The sequence below is a fragment of the Alteraurantiacibacter aestuarii genome, from assembly GCF_039523595.1.
GTDB lineage: Bacteria > Pseudomonadota > Alphaproteobacteria > Sphingomonadales > Sphingomonadaceae > Alteraurantiacibacter > Alteraurantiacibacter aestuarii.
The window spans coordinates 639385-660205 of record NZ_BAAAFP010000002.1; the positions used below are offsets into that span (position 1 = coordinate 639385).

At 63.4% G+C, this 20821-nt stretch carries 13 protein-coding genes; all 13 read left to right on the top strand.

From position 1 onward, the window contains the following. Nucleotides 1-151: 151 nt before the first annotated feature. Nucleotides 152-5557, top strand: coding sequence for an autotransporter-associated beta strand repeat-containing protein (locus ABDZ98_RS06675; protein WP_160590050.1), 5406 nt, complete (start codon nucleotides 152-154; stop codon nucleotides 5555-5557). A gap of 184 nt (nucleotides 5558-5741) precedes the next feature. After that, nucleotides 5742-6143 (top strand): hypothetical protein, encoded by a 402-nt coding sequence (locus tag ABDZ98_RS06680; RefSeq protein ID WP_160590048.1) that lies wholly within the window; start codon nucleotides 5742-5744, stop codon nucleotides 6141-6143. Nucleotides 6144-6211: 68 nt separating this feature from the next. Then, on the top strand, nucleotides 6212-6790 hold the full coding sequence (locus ABDZ98_RS06685; RefSeq protein ID WP_160590047.1) for an ANTAR domain-containing response regulator: 579 nt from the start codon (nucleotides 6212-6214) through the stop codon (nucleotides 6788-6790). A gap of 2 nt (nucleotides 6791-6792) precedes the next feature. Further along, nucleotides 6793-8004, top strand: coding sequence for a CmpA/NrtA family ABC transporter substrate-binding protein (locus tag ABDZ98_RS06690; protein WP_160590045.1), 1212 nt, complete (start codon nucleotides 6793-6795; stop codon nucleotides 8002-8004). Between the two features lie 224 nt (nucleotides 8005-8228). Further along, a complete protein-coding gene (locus ABDZ98_RS06695; protein WP_202385935.1) occupies nucleotides 8229-9653 on the top strand; it encodes a CmpA/NrtA family ABC transporter substrate-binding protein in 1425 nt (474 codons plus the stop codon). Nucleotides 9654-9682: 29 nt separating this feature from the next. Further along, nucleotides 9683-10747, top strand: coding sequence for an ABC transporter permease (locus ABDZ98_RS06700; protein ID WP_237437381.1), 1065 nt, complete (start codon nucleotides 9683-9685; stop codon nucleotides 10745-10747). Continuing rightward, nucleotides 10744-12447 carry an ABC transporter ATP-binding protein gene (locus ABDZ98_RS06705; RefSeq protein ID WP_237437380.1) on the top strand — a complete coding sequence of 568 codons (1704 nt, stop codon included), beginning with the start codon at nucleotides 10744-10746 and terminating at the stop codon, nucleotides 12445-12447. Before ABDZ98_RS06700 ends, ABDZ98_RS06705 begins: the two co-directional genes overlap by 4 nt. Nucleotides 12448-12603: 156 nt before the next feature. Continuing rightward, nucleotides 12604-13815 carry an alginate export family protein gene (locus ABDZ98_RS06710; RefSeq protein ID WP_160590044.1) on the top strand — a complete coding sequence of 404 codons (1212 nt, stop codon included), beginning with the start codon at nucleotides 12604-12606 and terminating at the stop codon, nucleotides 13813-13815. A gap of 249 nt (nucleotides 13816-14064) precedes the next feature. After that, nucleotides 14065-16551, top strand: a complete 2487-nt coding sequence (nirB, locus tag ABDZ98_RS06715) for a nitrite reductase large subunit NirB (protein ID WP_160590042.1) — start codon at nucleotides 14065-14067, stop codon at nucleotides 16549-16551. Further along, a complete protein-coding gene (gene nirD / locus ABDZ98_RS06720; RefSeq protein ID WP_237437379.1) occupies nucleotides 16548-16934 on the top strand; it encodes a nitrite reductase small subunit NirD in 387 nt (128 codons plus the stop codon). The genes nirB and nirD overlap by 4 nt, the downstream gene beginning before the upstream one ends. Before the next feature lie 4 nt (nucleotides 16935-16938). After that, a complete protein-coding gene (locus tag ABDZ98_RS06725; protein ID WP_160590041.1) occupies nucleotides 16939-19527 on the top strand; it encodes a nitrate reductase in 2589 nt (862 codons plus the stop codon). A 17-nt stretch (nucleotides 19528-19544) separates the two neighbouring features. Beyond that, on the top strand, nucleotides 19545-20339 hold the full coding sequence (gene cobA / locus ABDZ98_RS06730) for a uroporphyrinogen-III C-methyltransferase (RefSeq protein WP_160590039.1): 795 nt from the start codon (nucleotides 19545-19547) through the stop codon (nucleotides 20337-20339). 84 nt (nucleotides 20340-20423) lie between these two features. Next, a complete protein-coding gene (locus ABDZ98_RS06735; RefSeq protein ID WP_160590038.1) occupies nucleotides 20424-20819 on the top strand; it encodes a hypothetical protein in 396 nt (131 codons plus the stop codon). The last annotated feature ends 2 nt before the right edge of the window (nucleotides 20820-20821 follow it).

A 20821-nucleotide genomic window follows, 5' to 3' on the forward strand; every position in this document is an offset into this window, starting at 1 on the left:
TTGCACGCGCAAAGCCGCAGGAAACCGCGATAAACCGCTATTTGCAGCATCTTGCCACTTTGAGCGGGACCACTAGCGCCCGCACAATCATCCGCGATGACGCGCCACCGCCCAATTGCCGGGCAAGGGCGCATGACAGCGGAGATGTCCCATGCTTCACGCTTCTTCAAATGCTCCCCGCAGGGCCCGCCTTGGCAGCCTGCTGCTGGCCGGTGTCGCCAGCATCGCCGTGACTGCAACGGCACAGGCCCAGTCACGCTGGGACGGGAGTGAGAGCACCAACTATGGCGAAGCCGGGAACTGGAGCACCAACACCATTCCCGATTCCGCAACCGCCGTGGTGATCGACAGCACAACCAACGCTCCGGTGATTGAGAACACCGCAACAGAAGAAGCGCGCAATCTGGCTGTGGGAGAGGCTGGCACGGGCCAGCTGACCATAAGGACCGGCGGCGATCTGGTGCTGGGCGATGTGAGCAATGGCGGCAGCCTGTCCATTGGCGGATCGCAGACCACTGCGGCCACCGGCGGCAATGGATCAGTTTTCGTAACCGGGACAGGATCGACCATCTCCGGCCCGGGCGGCCTGACGCTGGGCGTGGCGATTACGCAAAACAGCATCGGCCTGCTGGATATCCGCAATGGCGCGGTGGTGACGTCCAGCTCGGGCCGGATCGGCACCGGCCAGGGCAGCGCCGGAACCGTCAACGCGATCGGCGCCGGATCGCGCTGGGACATCACCAGCAATGCGGCAGGGATCACCATCGGCAATCTCAACTTCGCCGATGCGGTGGGCACGCTCAATGTGCTGGACGGCGGGGTAGTAAGCTATCCCGGCGGCGTGGGCTGGACGCTGGGGGCGGGCGGCACGATCAATGTGGCCGGGGCCGGCTCGCAGCTGACCGTGCCCACTGCCATTCAAACGCGCGGCGCGATCAATGTCAGCAATGGGGGCAGCGTCAGCTTTGACAGTATTCAAGGGCAATTCGGCGCATCAATCTCGGTCAGCGGGGTCAATTCCACTTTCACCACCGGCAATCTGGCGCTGGCGCATGGTACAGATGCCACTGGCGGGTCGCTGCTGGTGGAAAATGGCGGACGGCTGACCAGCGTGGGCTTCGGCCTTGCTTCCAACGGCGTGCCGGCCAGCATTGATGTGCTGATCAGCGGTGCGGGATCGGAATGGATCATCGCCGCTGGCGGTGCGCAGAACCTGGGGGCTGGCACCAATCTGGTGGATTTCCAGATCCTGGGCGGCGCAGTGGTAGACAGCACTGCCAGCATCAACAACTGGTCGATCGGTCAGGGGACATCTGTGCTGGTGTCTGGTGTCGGCTCGCAATTGCTCAGCGGCGGTGTGCTGAATTTCAACGCCACCACCGTGGGCGTGGTCCCCGGCACATTCATCATCGAAAACGGCGGCGAGGTGACGGTCAATGCCAATGGCCTGAGCGCGCTGGGATCGCTGGGCGGTCCGGTCAGCCGCAGTGTGGTGGTGCGCAGCGGGGGAGCGCTGAATTTCATTGGCGGGACGGGCGCAGGCCTGTCGGTGCGCAATGGTTCGATCCTGGTCGATGGCGGCACGCTGACCGGGCGGCTGGAACTGGCGGGCGAGGCTGATCGCCGCACCACCGTGACCGTGCAGGGCGGCGGCCTGATTGATGGCACCGGCGGCGGCAATTGGTCCGCCGATGCCGAAACCGATTTCATCGTCACCGGCGCCAATTCGCGCCTGATCGCGGTGGGCGCACCGGTTGTCGGCGGCGATGTCACCGTGTCAGCGGGCGGCAATGCCAGCTTCCAGGCCATCGACCTGGGAAGTGCCACCCGGACCAATTCCCTGACGGTTTCAGGCGCCAATTCCCAATTTACAGCGGGGGATTTCTTTGTCTCGCGCTTCACCGGTTTCAACACCAATGTGCTGGTGGAAAATGGCGGCAGGCTGGTCACCGGACGGGTGCTGGCTGCAACGAACAGCAACAACAGCGTGGTCAATCTGACTGTAACCGGCGCGAATTCGCTGTGGCAGATCATCTCTGGCGCGACCGCGCTGGACTTCGGCGCCGGTGCGGGGGATGTGAACCTGTCCATCCTCAATGGCGCAAGGTTCCAGAGCCTTTCCGCCATCAATCCTAGCTTCCGGCCGAACACCGATGTGCTGATCTCCGGCGCGGGCAGCACTTTCGATACAGCCGGCAACATCAGCTTCGGCGGTGCCAGCGTGGGCGAGCCAGTGGGTACGATTTTTGTCACCAACGGGGGCAGCCTGACTACGCGCGGTGCCAGCGACAGTGGCCTGGGCTTTGGCGGCGTCCTGCGCACCATGAGCATCACGGGTGGCAGCAGCTGGATCATGACCGGCGGTGCAAATTCCGGCCTGCAGATCGAAACAACGGACCTGCTGGTTGATAACAGCACACTGTCGGCAGAGGGCATTGTCAGCATCGGCCTGCGCTTTACCGGCACCAACCTGACCCTGCTCGATTCCGATTTCACCGCACGCCAGCTGAATCTTGGTTCAGTTGCCGGAAATACCGTCAATATCGGCGGCACGCGCACCAGCGCGGCGGGGGCCGCGGGGCTGTTCAATGTCGGCTCTGTCGGTCTGACCAATGCCAATACTCTGGTGCTCAACCATACTCAGCAGAACTACGACATATCCTCTGTCATTACCGGCAGCGCTGGCAGCAGCGGTCCACCGCGGATCGAGCATCTGGCCGGCGATACGATCTTTTCCGGCGCGGGCGGCGGCTATGGCGGCGTGCTCGACATCACCGGCGGCCGCGTGCGGGTGAACGGTACGCTGGGCGGAAACGCCATGCAGACTTCGGTCAGCAATGGCGCAACGCTGGGCGGATCGGGCACCATCGGCGGCGCGGTGAGCATTGCCGATGGCACGCTGGCGGCGGGCAATTCTCCCGGTACGCTGACGATTGGCGGGGCCTTGTCGCTGTCATCGGCATCCCTGCTGCAATTTGAACTGGGCGCGCCGGACCTTGCACCGGGCACCGGCAGTGACCTCATCAGCGTTGGCGGGAATCTCACGCTCGACGGCACTCTCAATGTGATCGATGCAGGCGGCTTTGGCGGCGGGCTGTACCGGCTGATCGACTATGGCGGCACGCTGACCGACAACGGGCTGGAGATCGGCAGCGTCCCCGCAGCCTTTGTTGCTGACGGGCTGACCCTGAGCCTGGCCACCACGGGGCAGGTCAACCTGATCGTGGATGCGCCCACTCCGACACCAACACCCACTCCGACACCAACACCAACCCCGACGCCCACTCCAACGCCTACGCCCACGCCGACTCCCACTCCCACCCCAACACCCTCACCGGCGCTCGATTTCATCTTCTGGGATGGCGCGAATACTGCGGCCAACGGGCGGATCGATGGCGGCAGCGGCACATGGAATGCCAGCGCCACCAACTGGACCATTGCCAATGGCAGCGCCAACGGAGCCTTTGAACCGGCGGATTTCCTGATCTTCACTGCGCCGACCGCTCCCGTGGAGGCGTCCGCCCCCTCGATCACAACGCAGGCGGTGCAGCCTTCCTCCGCATCGGGCATAATCACCATCTCGGACGATGCGGGACCGGTCACTCTGGCCAATGGCGCGCAGTTCGCGATCAATGGCTATACCGTCACCGGCGATGCGCTGGGGCTGACAGGCAATGTCACCATTCGTGTGGGCGACGGGACCAGCGATGGCGCGGCTTTCGTCGCTACGCTGGACGTGCCGGTCACCGGGGCGGGCAGGCTGATCAAGACCGATCTGGGAACGCTGATCCTGGCCGGTGCCGACAGCTATTCCGGCGGCACACTGGTCAGTTCGGGCACGCTGCAGGGCACATCTGCCACGCTGGGCGGTGCCATTGAAGTGGAGCAGGCGGGCACGCTGCTGTTCAACCAGCAGGCCGCGGGCAGCTTTGCCGGCACGCTTTCAGGACGGGGCGCCGTTTTGAAGGAGGGCGAGGGTGTGCTGACCATTTCCGGCAATTCGTCCGCCTATCTGGGGCAGATGCGGCTGACCGCAGGTGGCATCAATCTGACCGGGCAGATCGGCTCCACCCTGCTGGGAGCAGGGCTGGTCACATCCGCCAGCACCACGCTCACCGGCAACGGCACCGTCGGCAATCTGAATCTGGCAGGGGAGATCGCACCGGGAACGGGAACGGCCACTTTCAACGTGCTGGGCAACGCCATCTTCCGCGCGGGATCGACGTATCAGGTCGATCTGGCCGCCAGCGGAGCGAGTGACCGGGTTTACGCCGATGACGATGTGATCATCGAAGGCGGGACCGTGGTGATAAACCTGCTCGATCCGGAACAGGCCTATACCGATGGCTCGACCTTCGTGATTGCCGAGGGCGGGGAAGGGCTGAGCGGCACGTTCGCAGGCCTGAGCGAGAATTCCGCCTTCCTCGATTTCACCCTTGGCTACACCTCGTCCACGGCATTCCTGACGCTGGAACAGGTGCTGACTTTCCCCGATGTGGCGCTGACCTTCAACCAGCGGCAGGCGTCGCTGGGGCTGATGGAGCTCGGCCAGACCAGCGGATCGGACAGTCTGGCGGTCTATAACGCCATCCTGCCTCTGGACGCGGCAAGTGCCCGGGCGGCCTTCGATTCCGCTTCCGGCGAGATCTATGCCGATATCGTGGCATCGGGCCAGCAGGCGGCGCTGGAGCGCGGCGCGGCCATGCTGCGGCGCGGGCTGGAGCCGGGCGCGCAAGGCTGGGATGCGTGGGCATCGGGGCAGATCGGCCGCACAAGAGTGGCCGGTGATGGCAATGGCGCCCGCTTCACCCGCAATGGTGAGGCGCTTGAGCTGGGGATCGACTATCACGGACCGTCGGACAGCTGGGCCATCGGCATCAGCGGCGGCTGGAATCAGGCCGATGTGACCAATGACGATCGCCGTTCGCGCGCACAGCTGGACGGCTGGTTCGTCGGCGGATTTGCCCGCTATGGCGATCTGGGCGCGGGCGTCAGCCTGAGCGCGGCCGCCTCCTATGCGCAGCTCGATGGCAACAGCCAGCGCGCCATCACCGTGGGGGCGCTCAACCGCACCGCCAGCGCGCAGGTGGACAGCAGCTTTACCGCCGCTTCGATCGATCTGCGTTACGGTGTGGACATGGATGGCTGGGCCATCGGGCCATCGCTGGGCCTTGACCATGCATCGGCCCGGATCGGTAGTTTCAGCGAAAGTGGAGCGGGCGCATTGTCGCTATCGAGCGGCGGCTTTTCCGATCGGCGGATGCGCTATGCGGCTGGCGGGTTCATTTCCTTCAACGCCGATGGCACGCGCCTGCTGCTGGATGCCCGCTATGCCGGGCAGGATAGTGACAACATGCTCGCCAGCCTGCGGCTTGCCGGATCACCGCGGGACTTTTCCATCCTGCCGGCACGCGGCGGCGACAAGGGCCTGCTCCTCGACGGAACGGCAAGTTTCGACCTGAGCGATACTATCTCCGTGGGCGGCGAAGGGGGCGCCTATCTTGCCAATGGCGCAAGCAGCTTTTCCGCCAGCGCCTGGCTGCGCTGGAGCTTCTGACCGCGCAGCCGATACCTGACAGACAAGTGCAACCTGCAAGGCCCCGGCATGCGGCCCAACTTTGATAGGTAATGCTGAAATTTTCCATCACGCAGGGCCCCGGGCAATGCTCCCAGACCGCCGTGATGGCGCTGCCAACCACCGGTTTTCTGGGTAAAGCAAGCTTGCCATCGGAACATGCCTTGTGACTGGCGCAATCGGCGGTTTCAGCCTTGCGGCGCAGGCGGCAACGCAGACGGCAACGCAGGCGGTCGACAATGAAGTCACATCGCCGGTCGTGGTGCTCGTCGATGATTCGCTCACTGTTACCGATACCGGCAGCATCAATGTTGATGATAACGACGGTGTGAAGGTCAATGGCGACAACGTGACCACCACCAACAATGGCGGTACCGTCGTGGTCGCGGACAATGACTTCCTGATCGACTATTCGGCCGCTTTGGGCGGTGCCATTCAGGACGGTGTTGCCGCAGCTACCATCGATGCCCGCATTGCCGCATCGCTCAACGGCCTTGGCAACCTCGCCAGTTCCACGCTGGAAAGCCATCTCCACAGCCGCACGAATGGCAGCGTGTGGACCACGTGATGTCGCTTTTCTGACTTTTGTCGCTTTTGCTGCTTGTGCACACTAATGTTGCGGTGCAATATATTGGCATGAAAATCGCCATCGTTGATGAAAGCCCGGCGCGCGCCTCGATCATCGAGGAAGGCCTGGTCGAACTCGACAATCGCGAGGTTTTCATCCTCACCAAACGCGAAGGTCTGCTGGCCCAGATCGAACTGATCGGGCCCGATATCGTGCTGATCGACCTGGGCAATCCCTCGCGTGACGTGCTGGAGGAATACTTCGCCGTCAGCCGGGCACTGGCCCGGCCAATCGCCATGTTTGTGGATGAAAGCGACGATGCGGCCATCGCCGCCTCCATCGATGCGGGCGTGTCTGCCTATGTGGTGGATGGCCTTTCCAGCAATCGCATTCGGCCCCTGCTCGACCTCGCTGTGCGGCGTTTCAATGCCTTTGCGCGCCTGCAATCGGACCTGGTGGAGGCCAAGGGAAAACTGGCCGAGCGTGAACTGATCGACAAGGCCAAGCGCATCCTGATGGATTCCAGGCGCGTGACCGAGCCGGAAGCCTATGGCGAGCTGCGACGCAAGGCGATGTCGTCCAGCAAGAAGATCGTCGATATTGCAGAAGCGGTCGTGACTGCCGCTGAACTGATGGGAGATAATTGAGCATGGCTTCAGGCGAACTGACCATCGGATTTCTCCCGCTTGTGGATGCCTGCCTGCCCATTCTGGCGCATGAGCACGGCTTTGCCGAGGACGAGGGCGTGAAGCTCAGTTTCGTCAAGGATGTCAGCTGGGCAACCGTTCTCGACAGGCTGCTGTATGGGCACACCGATGCCGCGCACATGCTCGCCCCGCTGGCGATTGCGACAACGCTGGGCCTTGGGCGGCCAGCCCAGAAACTGGTGGCGCCGTTCGTGCTCGGCCTCAATGGCAATGGCGTGACTCTGGCCAAGGTGCTGGCAGAAAAGATCGCTACGCCAGGGGCTTACGCCAATCCGGTGACATTGGGTGCGAAGTTGAAAGTTGAAGCGGCCGAGCGCAAGGCGGCGGGCCGCAAGCTGCGCTTTGGCGTGGTGCACCGCTATTCCAGCCACAATCACAAATTGCGCTACTGGCTGGCGGCGTCGGGAATCCGGCCCGATGAGGACGTCGAAATCCTCACCGTGGCGCCGCCGTTCGTGGCCGATGCGCTGGCCAGTGGAGAGATCGACGGAGCCTGTGTGGGAGAGCCGTGGAACAGCCTGTGCGTGGAGCGCGACGTGGGCACGATCGTGCTGGCCACGGCGCAGATCTGGCGGCGCGGGGTGGAAAAGGTGCTGGCCATGAGAGAGGCCCGGCTGGATGAATTGCGGCCGCAGACCGAAGGCCTGATCCGCGCCATGCGCCGCGCCGGAAAGCACTTTGTCGACCCTGAGAATTTCGCCCTGAACGCCCGGATTCTGGCGCGCCAGAGCTATCTCGATGCGGATGAAAAGCTGATCGCGCGGGCCATTTCGGATCGCCTTGTCCTCACCCACGGGGCGAACCCGGTGCACTTTCCCGATTTCATGTTCCAGCATAGCGAAGCGGCCAATTTCCCGTGGGTCAGCCAGGCCGCCTGGCTGTACTCGCAGATGGTCCGCTGGGATCAGCTCAGCTTCGATTCTTCCGATGCCGAAAAGGCCCGTCAGGTGTTCCGTCCCGACATCTATCGCTCTGCCCTGAGCGATACGGGAGACGATTTGCCCGCCGCCAATTCAAAGGTTGAGGGCAGTGTCACCCAGTTGACACAAGTGGGTACTCAGCAGGGTTCTATAACCCTGTCGGCAAACAGTTTCTTCGATGGTCGCACCTTCGATCCCGAAGCTGTCGAGAGCTATCTTGACGCCCTTCCATGAACAGATTTTTTTGCTGCAGTGCAAAAAATCGCTTTACGAAATCGGTCCGAATCGCATATCTCTGCTGGCGAACGAAGCGTCCGCACCCGCCGATGGGTGACCAAAAGGACCTTCGATCGGTTTCAACATTGCGTGGCAACGTAGCCGCCCGAACTGGTTCCCATTCCGGGGCCAAGTCGAGGCGGTTTTTTTGCGTTCTGCGCTGATTTGAGAAGGTGGCAAGGATGAGCATTTCGCGACGGGGATTTACCAAACGCCTGACAATGGCAGCCATGGCCGGCGTGGCCAGCCTGGCTCTTGCTGGCTGTGGTTCAAGCGACGAAGCGGGTGAGACCGTGGCCGCCGCCAACCTGGATGGTGCCATCGAAAAACCCAATCTGACGCTCGGCTTCATCAAGCTGACCGACATGGCGCCGCTGGCCATCGCGCAGGAAAAGGGCTTTTTCGCCGATGAGGGGCTGAACGTCAGCCTGGTGCCGCAGGCGAACTGGAAAGTGCTGCTGGATGGTGTGATCGGCGGACAGCTGGACGGGGCGCACATGCTGGCCGGTCAGCCGATTGCCGCCACCATCGGCTATGGCACGCAGGCCGATCTGATCGCCCCGTTGAGCATGGATCTGAACGGCAATGCCATCACCCTGTCCAACCGCGTGTGGCAGATGATCCGTGACGATCTGCCCGAGGAAAACGGCCGCCCGATCCATCCGATCTCGGCATCCTACCTGCGCCCGGTGGTCGATGCGTTCGAAGCCGAGGGCAAGACCTTCAACATGGGCATGGTCTTCCCGGTCAGCACGCATAATTACGAATTGCGCTACTGGCTGGCTGCCGGCGGCCTGAACCCCGGTTTCTACACCGATGGCGACGTGGCCGGAACGGTTGGCGCCGATGTCCAGCTGTCCGTTACCCCGCCGCCGCAGATGCCCGCCACGATGGAGGCAGGCACGATCGAGGGCTATTGCGTGGGTGAGCCGTGGAACCAGCAGGCGGTGTTCATGAACATCGGCGTGCCGGTGATCACCGATGACGAGATCTGGAACGACAATCCCGAGAAGGTCTTTGGCCTGCGCAAGGATTTTGCAGAGAAATATCCGGCCACCACTGCCGCCATGCTGCGCGCCATCATCCGCGCTCAGGAATGGCTCGATGAAGACAATGGCGCCAACCGCGCCGAAGCGGTGGAGATCCTCTCACGCTCCAACTACGTGGGCGCCGATGCAGAGGTTATCGCTGCCAGCATGACCGGCGTGTTCACCTTCGAACAGGGGGACACCCGCCCGGCAGAAGGCTTCAACATCTTCTTCGATAAATATGCCGGCTATCCCTACTATTCGGATGCCGTCTGGTACCTTACCCAGATGCGCCGCTGGGGCCAGATCGCCGAAGACAAGAGCGATGACTGGTATTTCAACACGGCCCGCGCCGTCTATCGCCCGGACCTGTACCTTGCAGCCGCCAACCAGCTTGTCGAACGCGGCGAGATCGAGGCGGATGACGTGCCGGAAACCGATGGCTTCCGCGGTCCGCAAACCGGCTTCATCGATGGCCTCACCTATAATGGCCGCACTCCCAACCAGTATCTGTCCAGCTTCAAGATCGGCTTGCAGCAGGGGCAGCGCGTGACGGCATCGGGCGTTTCAGGAACCTGATCGGGATCATGAACAAAGGAAATTCAGCAATGGCTACCGCTTTCGATGAAATGCGCCAGACCGGTGACCCGGCTCCTGCACCCAGTCAGAACCGGGCTGCCGATGATGTGGCACCGGAGGCAAAATCCACATCCCAATCCACGGCCCCATCCACGGCTCCATTGTTGGGCGGGAAGGGCCGACAAATCGCCGGACAGCTGCTGGCCCCCTTCATCGGCATCGTGCTGTTCCTGGCCATGTGGGCCGTGCTCGCCCCGCAGGTGGACACTTCGCTGGGCGCCTTGCCGGGGCCGGTGGAAGTGGCCGAGCAGGGCGTGTCCCTGTTCGATGAATGGAGCGCAGCGAAGGAACTGGAGTCCGCGTTCTACGCCGATCAGGAAGCGCGCAACGCTGCCTATATCGCTGCGGGAGAGCCGGGGCGGGTGACCGATTTCGAATATTCAGGCCCGCCCACCTTCGTGGACCAGATCATCACCTCGCTCGCCACGGTGGCGCTGGGATTTGTGCTGGCAACGCTGGTGGCTGTGCCCATCGGCCTGATTTGCGGACTTTCGCCGCTGGTCAATTCGGCCATCAATCCGCTGGTGCAGATCATGAAGCCGGTCAGCCCGCTGGCATGGCTGCCGATCGTGACCATGGTCATCTCGGCACTGGTCACCAGCGCCGATCCGATCCTGGCCAAGGCCTTCATCATCTCGGCTCTGGTGGTGATGCTGTGTTCGCTGTGGCCAACGCTGATCAATACGGCGGTGGGCACCAGCAGCATAGACAAGGACCTGCTCAACGTTGGCCGCGTGCTCAAGCTGGGCTGGTTTGCCAAGCTGACCCGCCTCGTGCTGCCCGCATCGCTGCCGTACATCTTTACCGGCATGCGCCTGTCGCTGGGCGTCGGCTGGATGGTGCTGATCGCAGCAGAGATGCTGGCGCAGAACCCGGGCCTGGGCAAATTCGTGTGGGATGAATTCCAGAACGGCTCCAGCCAGTCGCTTGCGCGGATCATGTTCGCCGTCGTTGTCATCGGCTTCATCGGCTTCGGTCTGGACCGGATCATGATGTGGCTGGAAGCGCTTGTCTCCAGGAACCGGACGATATGACCATGACCAGCCACAACAGCGCCATGCCGATCCTCTCGCTCAAAGGCGTCACCAAAAGCTACGCCGGTCAATCGGGCGAAACGAGCCATGTCCTTGGCGGGATCGACCTCGATATTGCCGAAGGCGAGTTCGTGGCCATCCTGGGGTTTTCCGGCGCGGGCAAGACCACGCTGATCAATTCCGTGGCTGGCCTTGTTGAACCCGATGGCGGCGAGATCCTGCTGCGCGGCAAGCCGATTGACGGGCCGAGCAAGGATCGCGGGCTGGTGTTCCAGTCCTACTCGCTGTTCCCGTGGCTTTCGGTGCAGGCCAATGTCGCGCTGGCGGTGGACGCGGTGCACAAGGACAAGTCTGCGGCAGAGCGCGCCGCGCTGGTGAAGCAGAAGGTCGAACTGGTCGGGCTTGGCCATGCGATGGACCGCAAGCCGGCGCAGCTTTCCGGCGGCATGCGCCAGCGTGTTGCGGTGGCGCGTGCGCTGGCGATGGAGCCGGAAATCCTGCTGCTGGATGAGCCGCTGTCCGCGCTCGATGCGCTGACCCGCGCCAAATTGCAGGATGAGATCGAACGGATCCGCAAGGAGGAGGGTCGCACCATTCTTCTCGTCACCAATGACGTGGACGAAGCGCTCCTTCTGGCCGACCGTGTCGCGGTGTTGACCCCTTCACCCGCGGCACGGATTGGCGGAATCTGGGAGGTGGACGTTGCCCGTCCGCGTGACCGTGAGGCGGTGAACGACGATCCCGGCTATCAGCGGCTGCGCAAGGAAATCGTCTCCTATCTCGGATCGCTCAATGATGAGTCCGGCACGGTGGGCGAAAGCGCGGTGGACCTGCCCAACGTCACACCGCTGGACCTGGCCCCGCCGCCGCAAGCGTACCGCGATGCGGCGCAAAGCCCGGTGACCACGCGTTTTCTGGAATTCTTCAAGCTGGACAAGGTCTATCCCACGCCGAAGGGCCCGCTCAAGGTAGTGGAGGACTTCAACCTGCTGATGAACAAGGGGGAATTCATCTCGCTCATCGGCCATTCGGGTTGCGGCAAGTCCACCGTGCTGACGATGGCTGCCGGCCTGAACGAGATTTCAGGCGGTGGCATCGTGCTCGAAAATCGCGAGATTACCGCCGCCGGGCCGGACAAGGCGGTGGTGTTCCAGTCGCCCAGCCTGATGCCATGGCTCACCGCGCGCCAGAATGTCGCGCTGGGGGTGGAGCGGGTCTATCCGCATGCCTCCCGGTCGGAACGCCGCGATATCGTCGACTATTACCTCGACCGTGTCGGTCTGGGCGATGCGAAGGACAAGATGGCGGCGGAAATGTCCAACGGCATGCGCCAGCGCGTCGGCATTGCCCGCGCCTTCGCCCTCTCGCCGCGCCTGCTGTTGCTGGATGAACCGTTCGGCATGCTCGACAGCCTGACCCGCTGGGACTTGCAGGACGTGCTGGTGGAAACATGGAACCGCACCAAGGTGACCGCGATCATGGTCACCCATGATGTGGATGAGGCGATCCTGCTGGCGGACCGGGTGGTGATGATGACCAATGGGCCGCGCGCCACCATCGGCAAGGTGCTGGAGGTTGATCTGCCGCGCCCGCGCCATCGCCGCGAACTGCTCGAACATCCCAAATTCTACAAGTACCGGCAGGAAGTGCTGCACTTCCTTGCCGAATATGATCACGGGCCAACCGCAAAGGTAGCCTGATAGTCCCTCGGGAGAGGCCGGGGATGGCAAGGGCGCCACACCCCGCGAACTGAACCACATCGCCGGCCCGAGCCGGCACAAGGCGGGCAATGGCGCTCGCCTCTCATTCCAATTCTGGATGGTGGACCATGTCGGTCCGCTCAGGGAGGTGCTCCAATGCTGAAGAAATCTTGTCTGCTCGCTGCCATTTCGGTTCTTTCCATCTCCACGCCCGCAATGGCCGGCGTGGGCGATCCGATCCCGCTGGGCGATGATCTGGTGATGGACATCACCGCCAATGCGCGCGTCCGCTATGAAACGGTCGATCAGGACAATGCGCTGGGCAATGCCGATGCGCTGACCGTGCGCGCCCGCGTTGGTGCCACCTTCAGTGCGTGGGGCATCCAGATGCTGGTGGAAGGCGAAGGCACCACTGCGCTGGTCGATGATTTCAACGATACACTGCCCGGTAACGGGGTGGAGCCGTTCTCCGTGGTTGCCGATCCTGACAATCTGGAACTCAACCGGGCGCAGATCTCCTATATGAAGGACGGCAGCGGCATCACGCTGGGCCGTCAGCGGATCATCATGGGCAATGCCCGTTTTGTCGGCAATGTCGGCTGGCGGCAGAATGAACAGACCTTCGATGCCGTCCGCGCGCAGGCCAAGCTTGGCGTGGTCAACTTCGATGGCGTCTATGCCACGTCCAACCGCACGATTTTTGGCGTGGATAGCCCCAACGAGCATTTCGACGGTGACATGTTCCTGCTCAATGCCGGTCTCGATCTTGAGGCGGTGGATGTTACCGCCTTTGCCTATATCCTGGAATTTGACACGCGCGCGGCCTTCTCCAGCGAGACGTTCGGCCTGACCGCCAGCACTGCCATTCCGCTGGGCAGCACCAATGTGACCCTGTCAGCCACCTATGCCACGCAGAGCGATGCTGATCTGAACCCGGCCAACTATACCGCCGATTTCATCAGCGTGACCGCCGGTGTGGGCGTTGCCGGTTTCAACCTGTCAGCCAATTATGAGGAGCTGGGCAGCGACGGCGGCGTGGCAGCCTTCCAGACGCCCTTGGCCACGCTGCATGCCTTTCAGGGCTGGGCGGATATCTTCCTGACCACCCCGGCGGCGGGCGTGCGCGACTATAATGCCAGCATCGCGCGCCAGTTCGCCCTGCCGGGCATCGGCAATGTCAACGCAGCGGTCGCCTATCACAAGTTCGAAAGCGATTTCGGCAGCGTCAGTTATGGCAGCGAATGGGATGCCTCGCTCGGCTTCCGCCTGGCGGGCGTGGGCATGTTGCTGAAATATGCCAATTACAATTCCAGCGGCTTTTCCGTCGATACGCAGAAGCTGTGGCTGCAGGCCGAATTCGGTTTTTGATGGTTCGTGCCGGGGAAGCGACAGGCCGATTGTTGCGGTGCAATATATTTGCTTGTCGCTTCCCACCTCGATAGTGTAGCAAAGCGAAGTACGGGAATCGCGTGGTCCAGTGTCGGACTGCCTGGAGTCGAAACCCGCCAATCTAGATGCGTGGCAGTGGAGCCGCCTGTTGAACCCTGAAGGGGGTGAGACAAGGCGGCTTTTTTGCGTGCGCTTTCGGCCCGGGAAAACCGGGTCAGGAGACAGGACATGAATGCGCAAAGCGGCTTTGCAGGGCCTCCCAAAGTGAAAGAGCGGCTGGTCGTGATCGGCAACGGCATGGCCGGGTGCCGGGCGGTGGAGGAAATCCTCGAACGCGATCCCGGTCGCTATGCCGTGACCATTTTCGGGGCCGAGCCGCGGGTCAATTACAACCGCATCATGCTCTCTCCCGTCCTCGCCGGAGAGAAGACCTTCGATGAGATCGTCATCAACGGGCAGGACTGGTACGATGACAATGGCATCACGCTGGTGGGCGGCGATCCGGTTGCCGGCATCGACCGGAAAACCCGCACGATTGTCAGCGCATCGGGGCGGGTGGAGCCGTATGACAAGCTGCTGATCGCGACCGGTTCCGATCCGTTCATCATTCCCATTCCCGGCAATGACCTGCCCGGTGTCGTGACTTTCCGCGATCTGGACGATGTCGACAAGATGCTCGCTGCCGCCGAAACCGGCGGTGATGCGGTGGTGATCGGCGGTGGCCTGCTGGGACTGGAGGCTGCGCATGGCCTCTCACTCCGCGGCATGAAGGTCACTGTCGTTCACCTGATGCCCACGCTGATGGAACGCCAGCTGGATGAAGCGGCGGGCTGGTTGCTGCGACAGGAACTGGAAAGCCGGGGCCAGACCATCCTGACCGGCGCCAACACCGGGGTGATCCACGCCGTGGAAGGACGGGTGGCGGGGATCGAGCTGGAGGACGGCACCAGGGTCAAGGCGGACATTGTGGTGATGGCCGCCGGGATCAAGCCATCCACCACGCTGGCGCGGCAGGCCGGGCTCGATTGCGAGCGTGGCATCATGGTGGATGACCACATGGTCACGTCGGACCCGGACATTCTGGCGGTGGGCGAATGCGTGCAGCATCGCGGCCTGTGCTATGGTCTGGTCGCGCCGCTGTGGGACATGTGCCGGGCACTGGCCGATCATCTGACCGATGCGCCCAGCGGCTATGAGGGATCAGTCACCTCAACCAAGCTTAAGGTTTCCGGAATCGACCTGTTTTCCGCTGGCGATTTCTCCGGCGGGGACGAGTGCGAGGACATCGTCATGCGCGATGCCGCGCGCGGCGTTTACAAGCGGCTGGTGCTGAAGGATGACAGGATCATCGGCGCGGTCCTCTATGGCGATACCGCCGATGGAAACTGGTATTTCGACCTCCTGCGAAAGGAGGAGGATGTCTCGGACATTCGTGAGGGGCTGATCTTCGGTCAGGCCTTCGCCAGCGGGGGTGCCCTTGCGGACCCTAATGCCGCCGTTGCTGCCCTTTCGGACGACGCAGAAATCTGCGGGTGCAACGGCGTTTCAAAGGGCAAGGTCGTCCAGTGCATCACCAAGGGCGCGCACAGCCTCGATGCGGTCAGGTCCACCTGCAAGGCTTCGGCCAGCTGCGGGTCCTGCACCGGGCTGGTGGAAAGCCTGCTGTCGCTGACTCTGGGGGGTGAGGTGGAAACCGGCCCCTCCACCATGTGCAAATGCACCAGCTTCACCCATGACGATGTTCGCCGCCTGATCGTGGAAAAGGGCCTGCGCGAGATTCCCGAAGTGATGCAGGAATTGCACTGGACCACGCCCGATGGCTGTTCCTCCTGCCGTCCCGCGCTCAATTACTATCTGCTGTGCGCATGGCCGGGCCAATATGTTGACGATCAGAAGAGCCGTTTCGTCAACGAACGCATGCACGCCAATATCCAGAAGGACGGCACATACTCGGTTGTCCCGCGCATGTGGGGCGGGCTGACCAATCCGCGCGAACTGCGCGCCATCGCCGATGTGGTGGAGAAGTATGATGCGCCCATGGTCAAGGTGACCGGCGGCCAGCGGCTGGATATCTTCGGCATCAAGAAGGAGGATCTGCCCGCCGTGTGGGCCGATCTGAACGCTGCCGGGATGGTCTCTGGCCATGCATACGGCAAGGCGCTGCGCACGGTGAAAACCTGCGTCGGCAGCGAATGGTGCCGCTTCGGCACGCAGGATTCCACCGGGCTGGGCGTGAAGATAGAGCACATGACCTGGGGCAGCTGGATGCCGCACAAGTTCAAGATCGCTGTCAGCGGATGCCCGCGCAATTGTGCAGAAGCGACGATCAAGGACTTCGGCATCGTCTGCGTGGACAGCGGCTATGAACTGCACATCGGCGGCAATGGCGGGATCAAGGTCCGCGCCACGGACTTCCTGTGCAAGGTGGAGACAGAAGCGCAGGCGATGGAGCACTGCGCCGCCTTCATCCAGCTGTACCGCGAAGATGCGCATTATCTGGAACGCACCGCCCCGTGGCTGGAACGCAAGGGGCTGGACTGGATCAAGGCGCAGCTGTTCGATGATCCCGAAACCATCGGCAGGCTGGCCGCGCGCTTCCGCTTTTCGCAACAGTTTTCGCAGGATGATCCCTGGGCGCAGCGCGCCGCGGGCGATCGCAAGGATTTGCACAGCCACCTGGCACAGGTGCGCCCGCTTTCGATGGAGAACGCATGATGGCTGCTGTTGGCACCTGGCTGGATATCGGCCCGACCACGCAGATCGAGGCAGGGACCGCGCGCACCTTGCCGGTGGAAGGGGGTGAGGAGATCGCCGTTTTCCACACGATGCGCGGTGAGTTCTATGCGCTGGTCAACAAATGTCCGCACAAGGCCGGACCGCTGAGCCAGGGCATCGTCCACGGCGACACGGTGTCCTGCCCCTTGCACAACTGGCGCATTTCATTGCGCACGGGCGAGGCGCAGGGAGAGGACAAGGGATGCACGCCCACCATCCCGCTCAAGCTGGATGGCGGTCGGATCTTCCTGCTGCGTGAGGCGGTTATTGCTCCTGCACATGCAGCGGCGAAAAGCGCAACCACGCCAGCCAGGGCCGCCTGACCGCATGGCGGCGATCCGCACAACCTGCGCCTATTGCGGTGTTGGCTGCGGCATCAAGGCCGCGGTCACCGGACCGCGCAGCGTAGCGATCAAGGGCGACGTGGATCACCCGGCCAATTTCGGCCGCCTGTGCTCCAAGGGCACGCACCTGGGCGAAACCGTCGGGCTTGAAGGCCGCCTGCTGCATCCGATGATCGGGCAGCAGCGGGCGAGCTGGGACGATGCGCTGGACGAAGCCGCGCTGCGGCTGCGCCAGACGATTGCCGAACACGGCCCCGATGCGGTTGGTTTCTATGTCTCGGGCCAGTTGCTGACCGAGGATTATTACGTCGTCAACAAGCTGGCCAAGGGCTTCGTCGGCACCGGCAATATCGATACCAATTCTCGCCTGTGCATGGCCAGCGCGGTCGCCGCGCATATCCGCGCATTCGGGGAGGACGTGGTCCCGTGCTCCTATGACGATATCGACCATGCGGACCTGATCGTGCTGGTCGGGTCCAACACCGCATGGTGCCACCCGATCATCTGGCAGCGCATCGAAAAGGCGCGTGAGGAGCGCGGCACGAAGCTGGTGGTGATCGATCCCCGCCGCACCGAAACCGCTGAGGGTGCCGACCTGCATATCGCGGTGCCGCCAGACGGCGATGTGGCGCTGTTCAACGCCCTTCTGGCCGCGCTGCATGACCGCGGGCTGGTGGACGGAGAGTTCCTGCAATCCAGCTGCGACGTGCCGGACGGGTTCTGGAACGGGATCGACGCCGCGCAGCACGGCATCGATGCAGTCGATTTTGCGCAGCTGGTGGAGATGGCCTGCGCCCATCCGCGCATGCTGACGATGTTCAGCCAGGGCGCAAACCAGTCTGTCAGCGGGACGGACAAGGGCAATGCCATCATCAACCTCCACCTCGCCACCGGACGGATCAATGCGCCGGGCGCAGGGCCGTTCAGCATCACCGGCCAGCCCAATGCCATGGGCGGGCGCGAAGTTGGCGGGCTGTCCAGCACGCTGGCATGCCATCTCGGCTTCTCTGCTGAAGAGCGCGCCGATGTGGCGACATTCTGGAATGCGCCCAACATCTGCGGCAAGCCCGGCCTGAAGGCTGTCGACCTGTTTCGCGCGGTTCATTCCGGCCAGATCAAGTTCCTGTGGGTGATGGCCACCAATCCCGCCGTCTCCATGCCCGATGCCGCATTCGTGCGCGAGGCGCTGCGCCGCTGTCCCACGCTGGTGGTGTCAGACATCATTGCAGGCAGCGACACCGCGCGCATGGCCGATATTCGCCTGCCAGCGCTCGGCTGGGGGGAAAAGGACGGCACCGTCACCAATTCCGAACGACGCATTTCGCGCCAGCGCGCACTTCTGCCTGCGCCGGGAGAAGCGCGCGCAGACTGGCAGATCGTGTGCGATCTTGCCGCGCGGCTGGGTCACGGCGCTGCCTTCGATTTCAGCGAGCCATCGCAGATCTTCGCCGAATATGCGGCGATGACAGCGCTCGCCCGCGATCACGGAAAGGTCCTGGACCTGACAGGCTGGGCGGATTGCACGTCCGCGCAGTATCAGGAGATGGAGCCGTTCCAGTGGGGCGGGCGGCAGCCGCTTGCTGGTGGATTCCCGCATGAAAGCGGCAGGGCGCAGCTTGTGGCTGTGCAAACGCCCGCAGCGCTGGCCACCTCCCAGGCCTATCCCTTGCAGCTCAATACCGGGCGATATCGTGACCAGTGGCACACGATGACCCGCACCGGGCTCAGCCCCAGGCTGGCATCGCACAGGCGGGAGCCATTGCTGGAAGTACACCCTGCCGATGCTGGCGATCATGGTCTTGGCGATGGCGGGCTGGCCAAGGTCAGCACTCCGTTTGGTGAGGCGGTGTACCGCGTGTGCCTTTCCGACGGACAGCGCCGGGGGGACATTTACGTGCCCATGCACTGGTCACGGCAAACCGGCGCGCACAGCGGCACGGGCGGGCTGGTCCATCCGCTGTTCGATCCCATTTCCGGCCAGCCCGGCTTCAAGAACGTGGCTGCCACCATGGCGCCGGTGGAACCGGACTGGCGCGCTTTCCTGCTGTCCCGATTGCCGCTGACCGCCGATATGCTGGCAGGCACGCTCTATTGGGCACAGTCCGCGGTCGATGGCGGCTGGCTGACCGAAATCGCCGGGGACGGGGCCGTCGCGCTCGATAATCTGTTGCCGCAAGGCGACCGCAGCGAAGTGGCCGACCGGGCGCGCGGGATGCAGCGGATTATCGTCCACGGCGCTGATGGGGACCTTGAAGCTGCGTTTTTCCTGACCCGTTCGGGCGCTTTGCCGGACCGTGACTGGATCGCGCAGCAGTTCTCCTCGCCGGGCGCAGAAATGGTGGAACTGCTCGCCGCGCGCCCGTCCACCCCCGCGCCGGATCGCGGGAAACTGGTCTGCGTGTGCCACGATGTGCGCGATCAGGAGATCGGCGCAGCCATCGAAGGCGGGGCAGATACGATCAAGGGCGTTGGTGCCTGCACCCGTGCTGGCACCAATTGCGGCAGTTGCCGCCCGATCATTGCCCGGATGATCGAGGATGCGCGCGCTCTCACCGCGCAGGCCGTCAAATGATCGGGAAGGAAAGCACCATGATTGCAAGCGGCGAAGTGTGGCTGGTCGGTGCAGGGCCGGGCGATCCGGACCTCCTGACGCGCAAGGCGGAAAAGCTGATCTGTTCTGCCAGCGTGATCTTCCATGATGCGCTGGTGGGGGCAGGCGTGCTGGCGCTGGTTCCCCCGCACGTGCGGCTGGTATCGGTGGGCAAGCGCTCTGGCCGCCATTCGAAGGACCAGAAGACCATCGATGCGCTGATTGTGGAGGCGGCCCTCGCCGGTGAACGCGTGGTGCGGCTGAAAGGCGGCGATCCCTCCATATTCGGACGCGCGAGCGAAGAACTCGAAGCCTGCCACGCTGCTGGCATAGCGGTGCACATCTGCCCCGGTGTTACCGCCGCCAGCGCGGCGGCTGCTGGCCTCGGCCTGTCGCTCACGCTGCGCGGTCTGGCGCGGCGGCTGACCTTTGTCACCGCGCATACGGTCAAGGGCCAGGTGGTATCGCTCGACTGGGCGGCGCTGGCCGATCCCGAAGCGACCTTGGCCATCTATATGGGCAAGGCCGCCGCGCCGCAGGTATCCGCCGGACTGATCGCGGCGGGGCTGGCTCCGGATACTCCCGTCGCTCTGGTGGAAAATGCCAGCCTGGACGGGGAGAGCCATTTCTTCACCCGGCTGGACCTGCTTCCGCTGGCCGCGCGCACGGCGCTGGCGGGCGGGCCTGCGGTGATCCTGATTGGCCGCGCACTGGCCGGAAGGCATGGGCATGGCGCGAAATCTGCCGCCACGCAGGCTGCCGGGGCGACTGTGCCTGTCCTGCACGGGCGCTGATCCACAGGTCAGCCGGGTCCCACCATCGTTTGCCACTTGCCCCGCGCCTATGGCATAGTGCGCACAGGCAAGGGAGTATTCTCGATGATGCGGTCTCGCGTTCAAGGGTTTCTGGCCGGCGTTGTTCTTGGCACCAGTGCCATCGCGGTGATTTCGCTGGGGTCCGTCCCTGCGCGCGCGGAAACGCTGGAGGAGCTTGATGCCCTTTCCGACCTGACCGCCGATGAGGCGACCGGCATCGCCGCTGCCCGCGATCAGGCCACGCGCGGCCAGTTGCTCGATGCGCTGGCCACGCTGGAGCGCGTTCTCGCCGTCTTCCCCACTTCGCAGAACGCGCTGCTGATGCATGCGCTTTACCTGTGCCAGATAGATGACCGGCAGGGCGGGCTGGTGGAAATCGGCAAGCTGAAGGAAAAGAAATTCGGCGCGCAGGTGCTGTCTGATGCGCGCGCCCAGTGCCAGCGCGGCGGGGGAGCCTGATC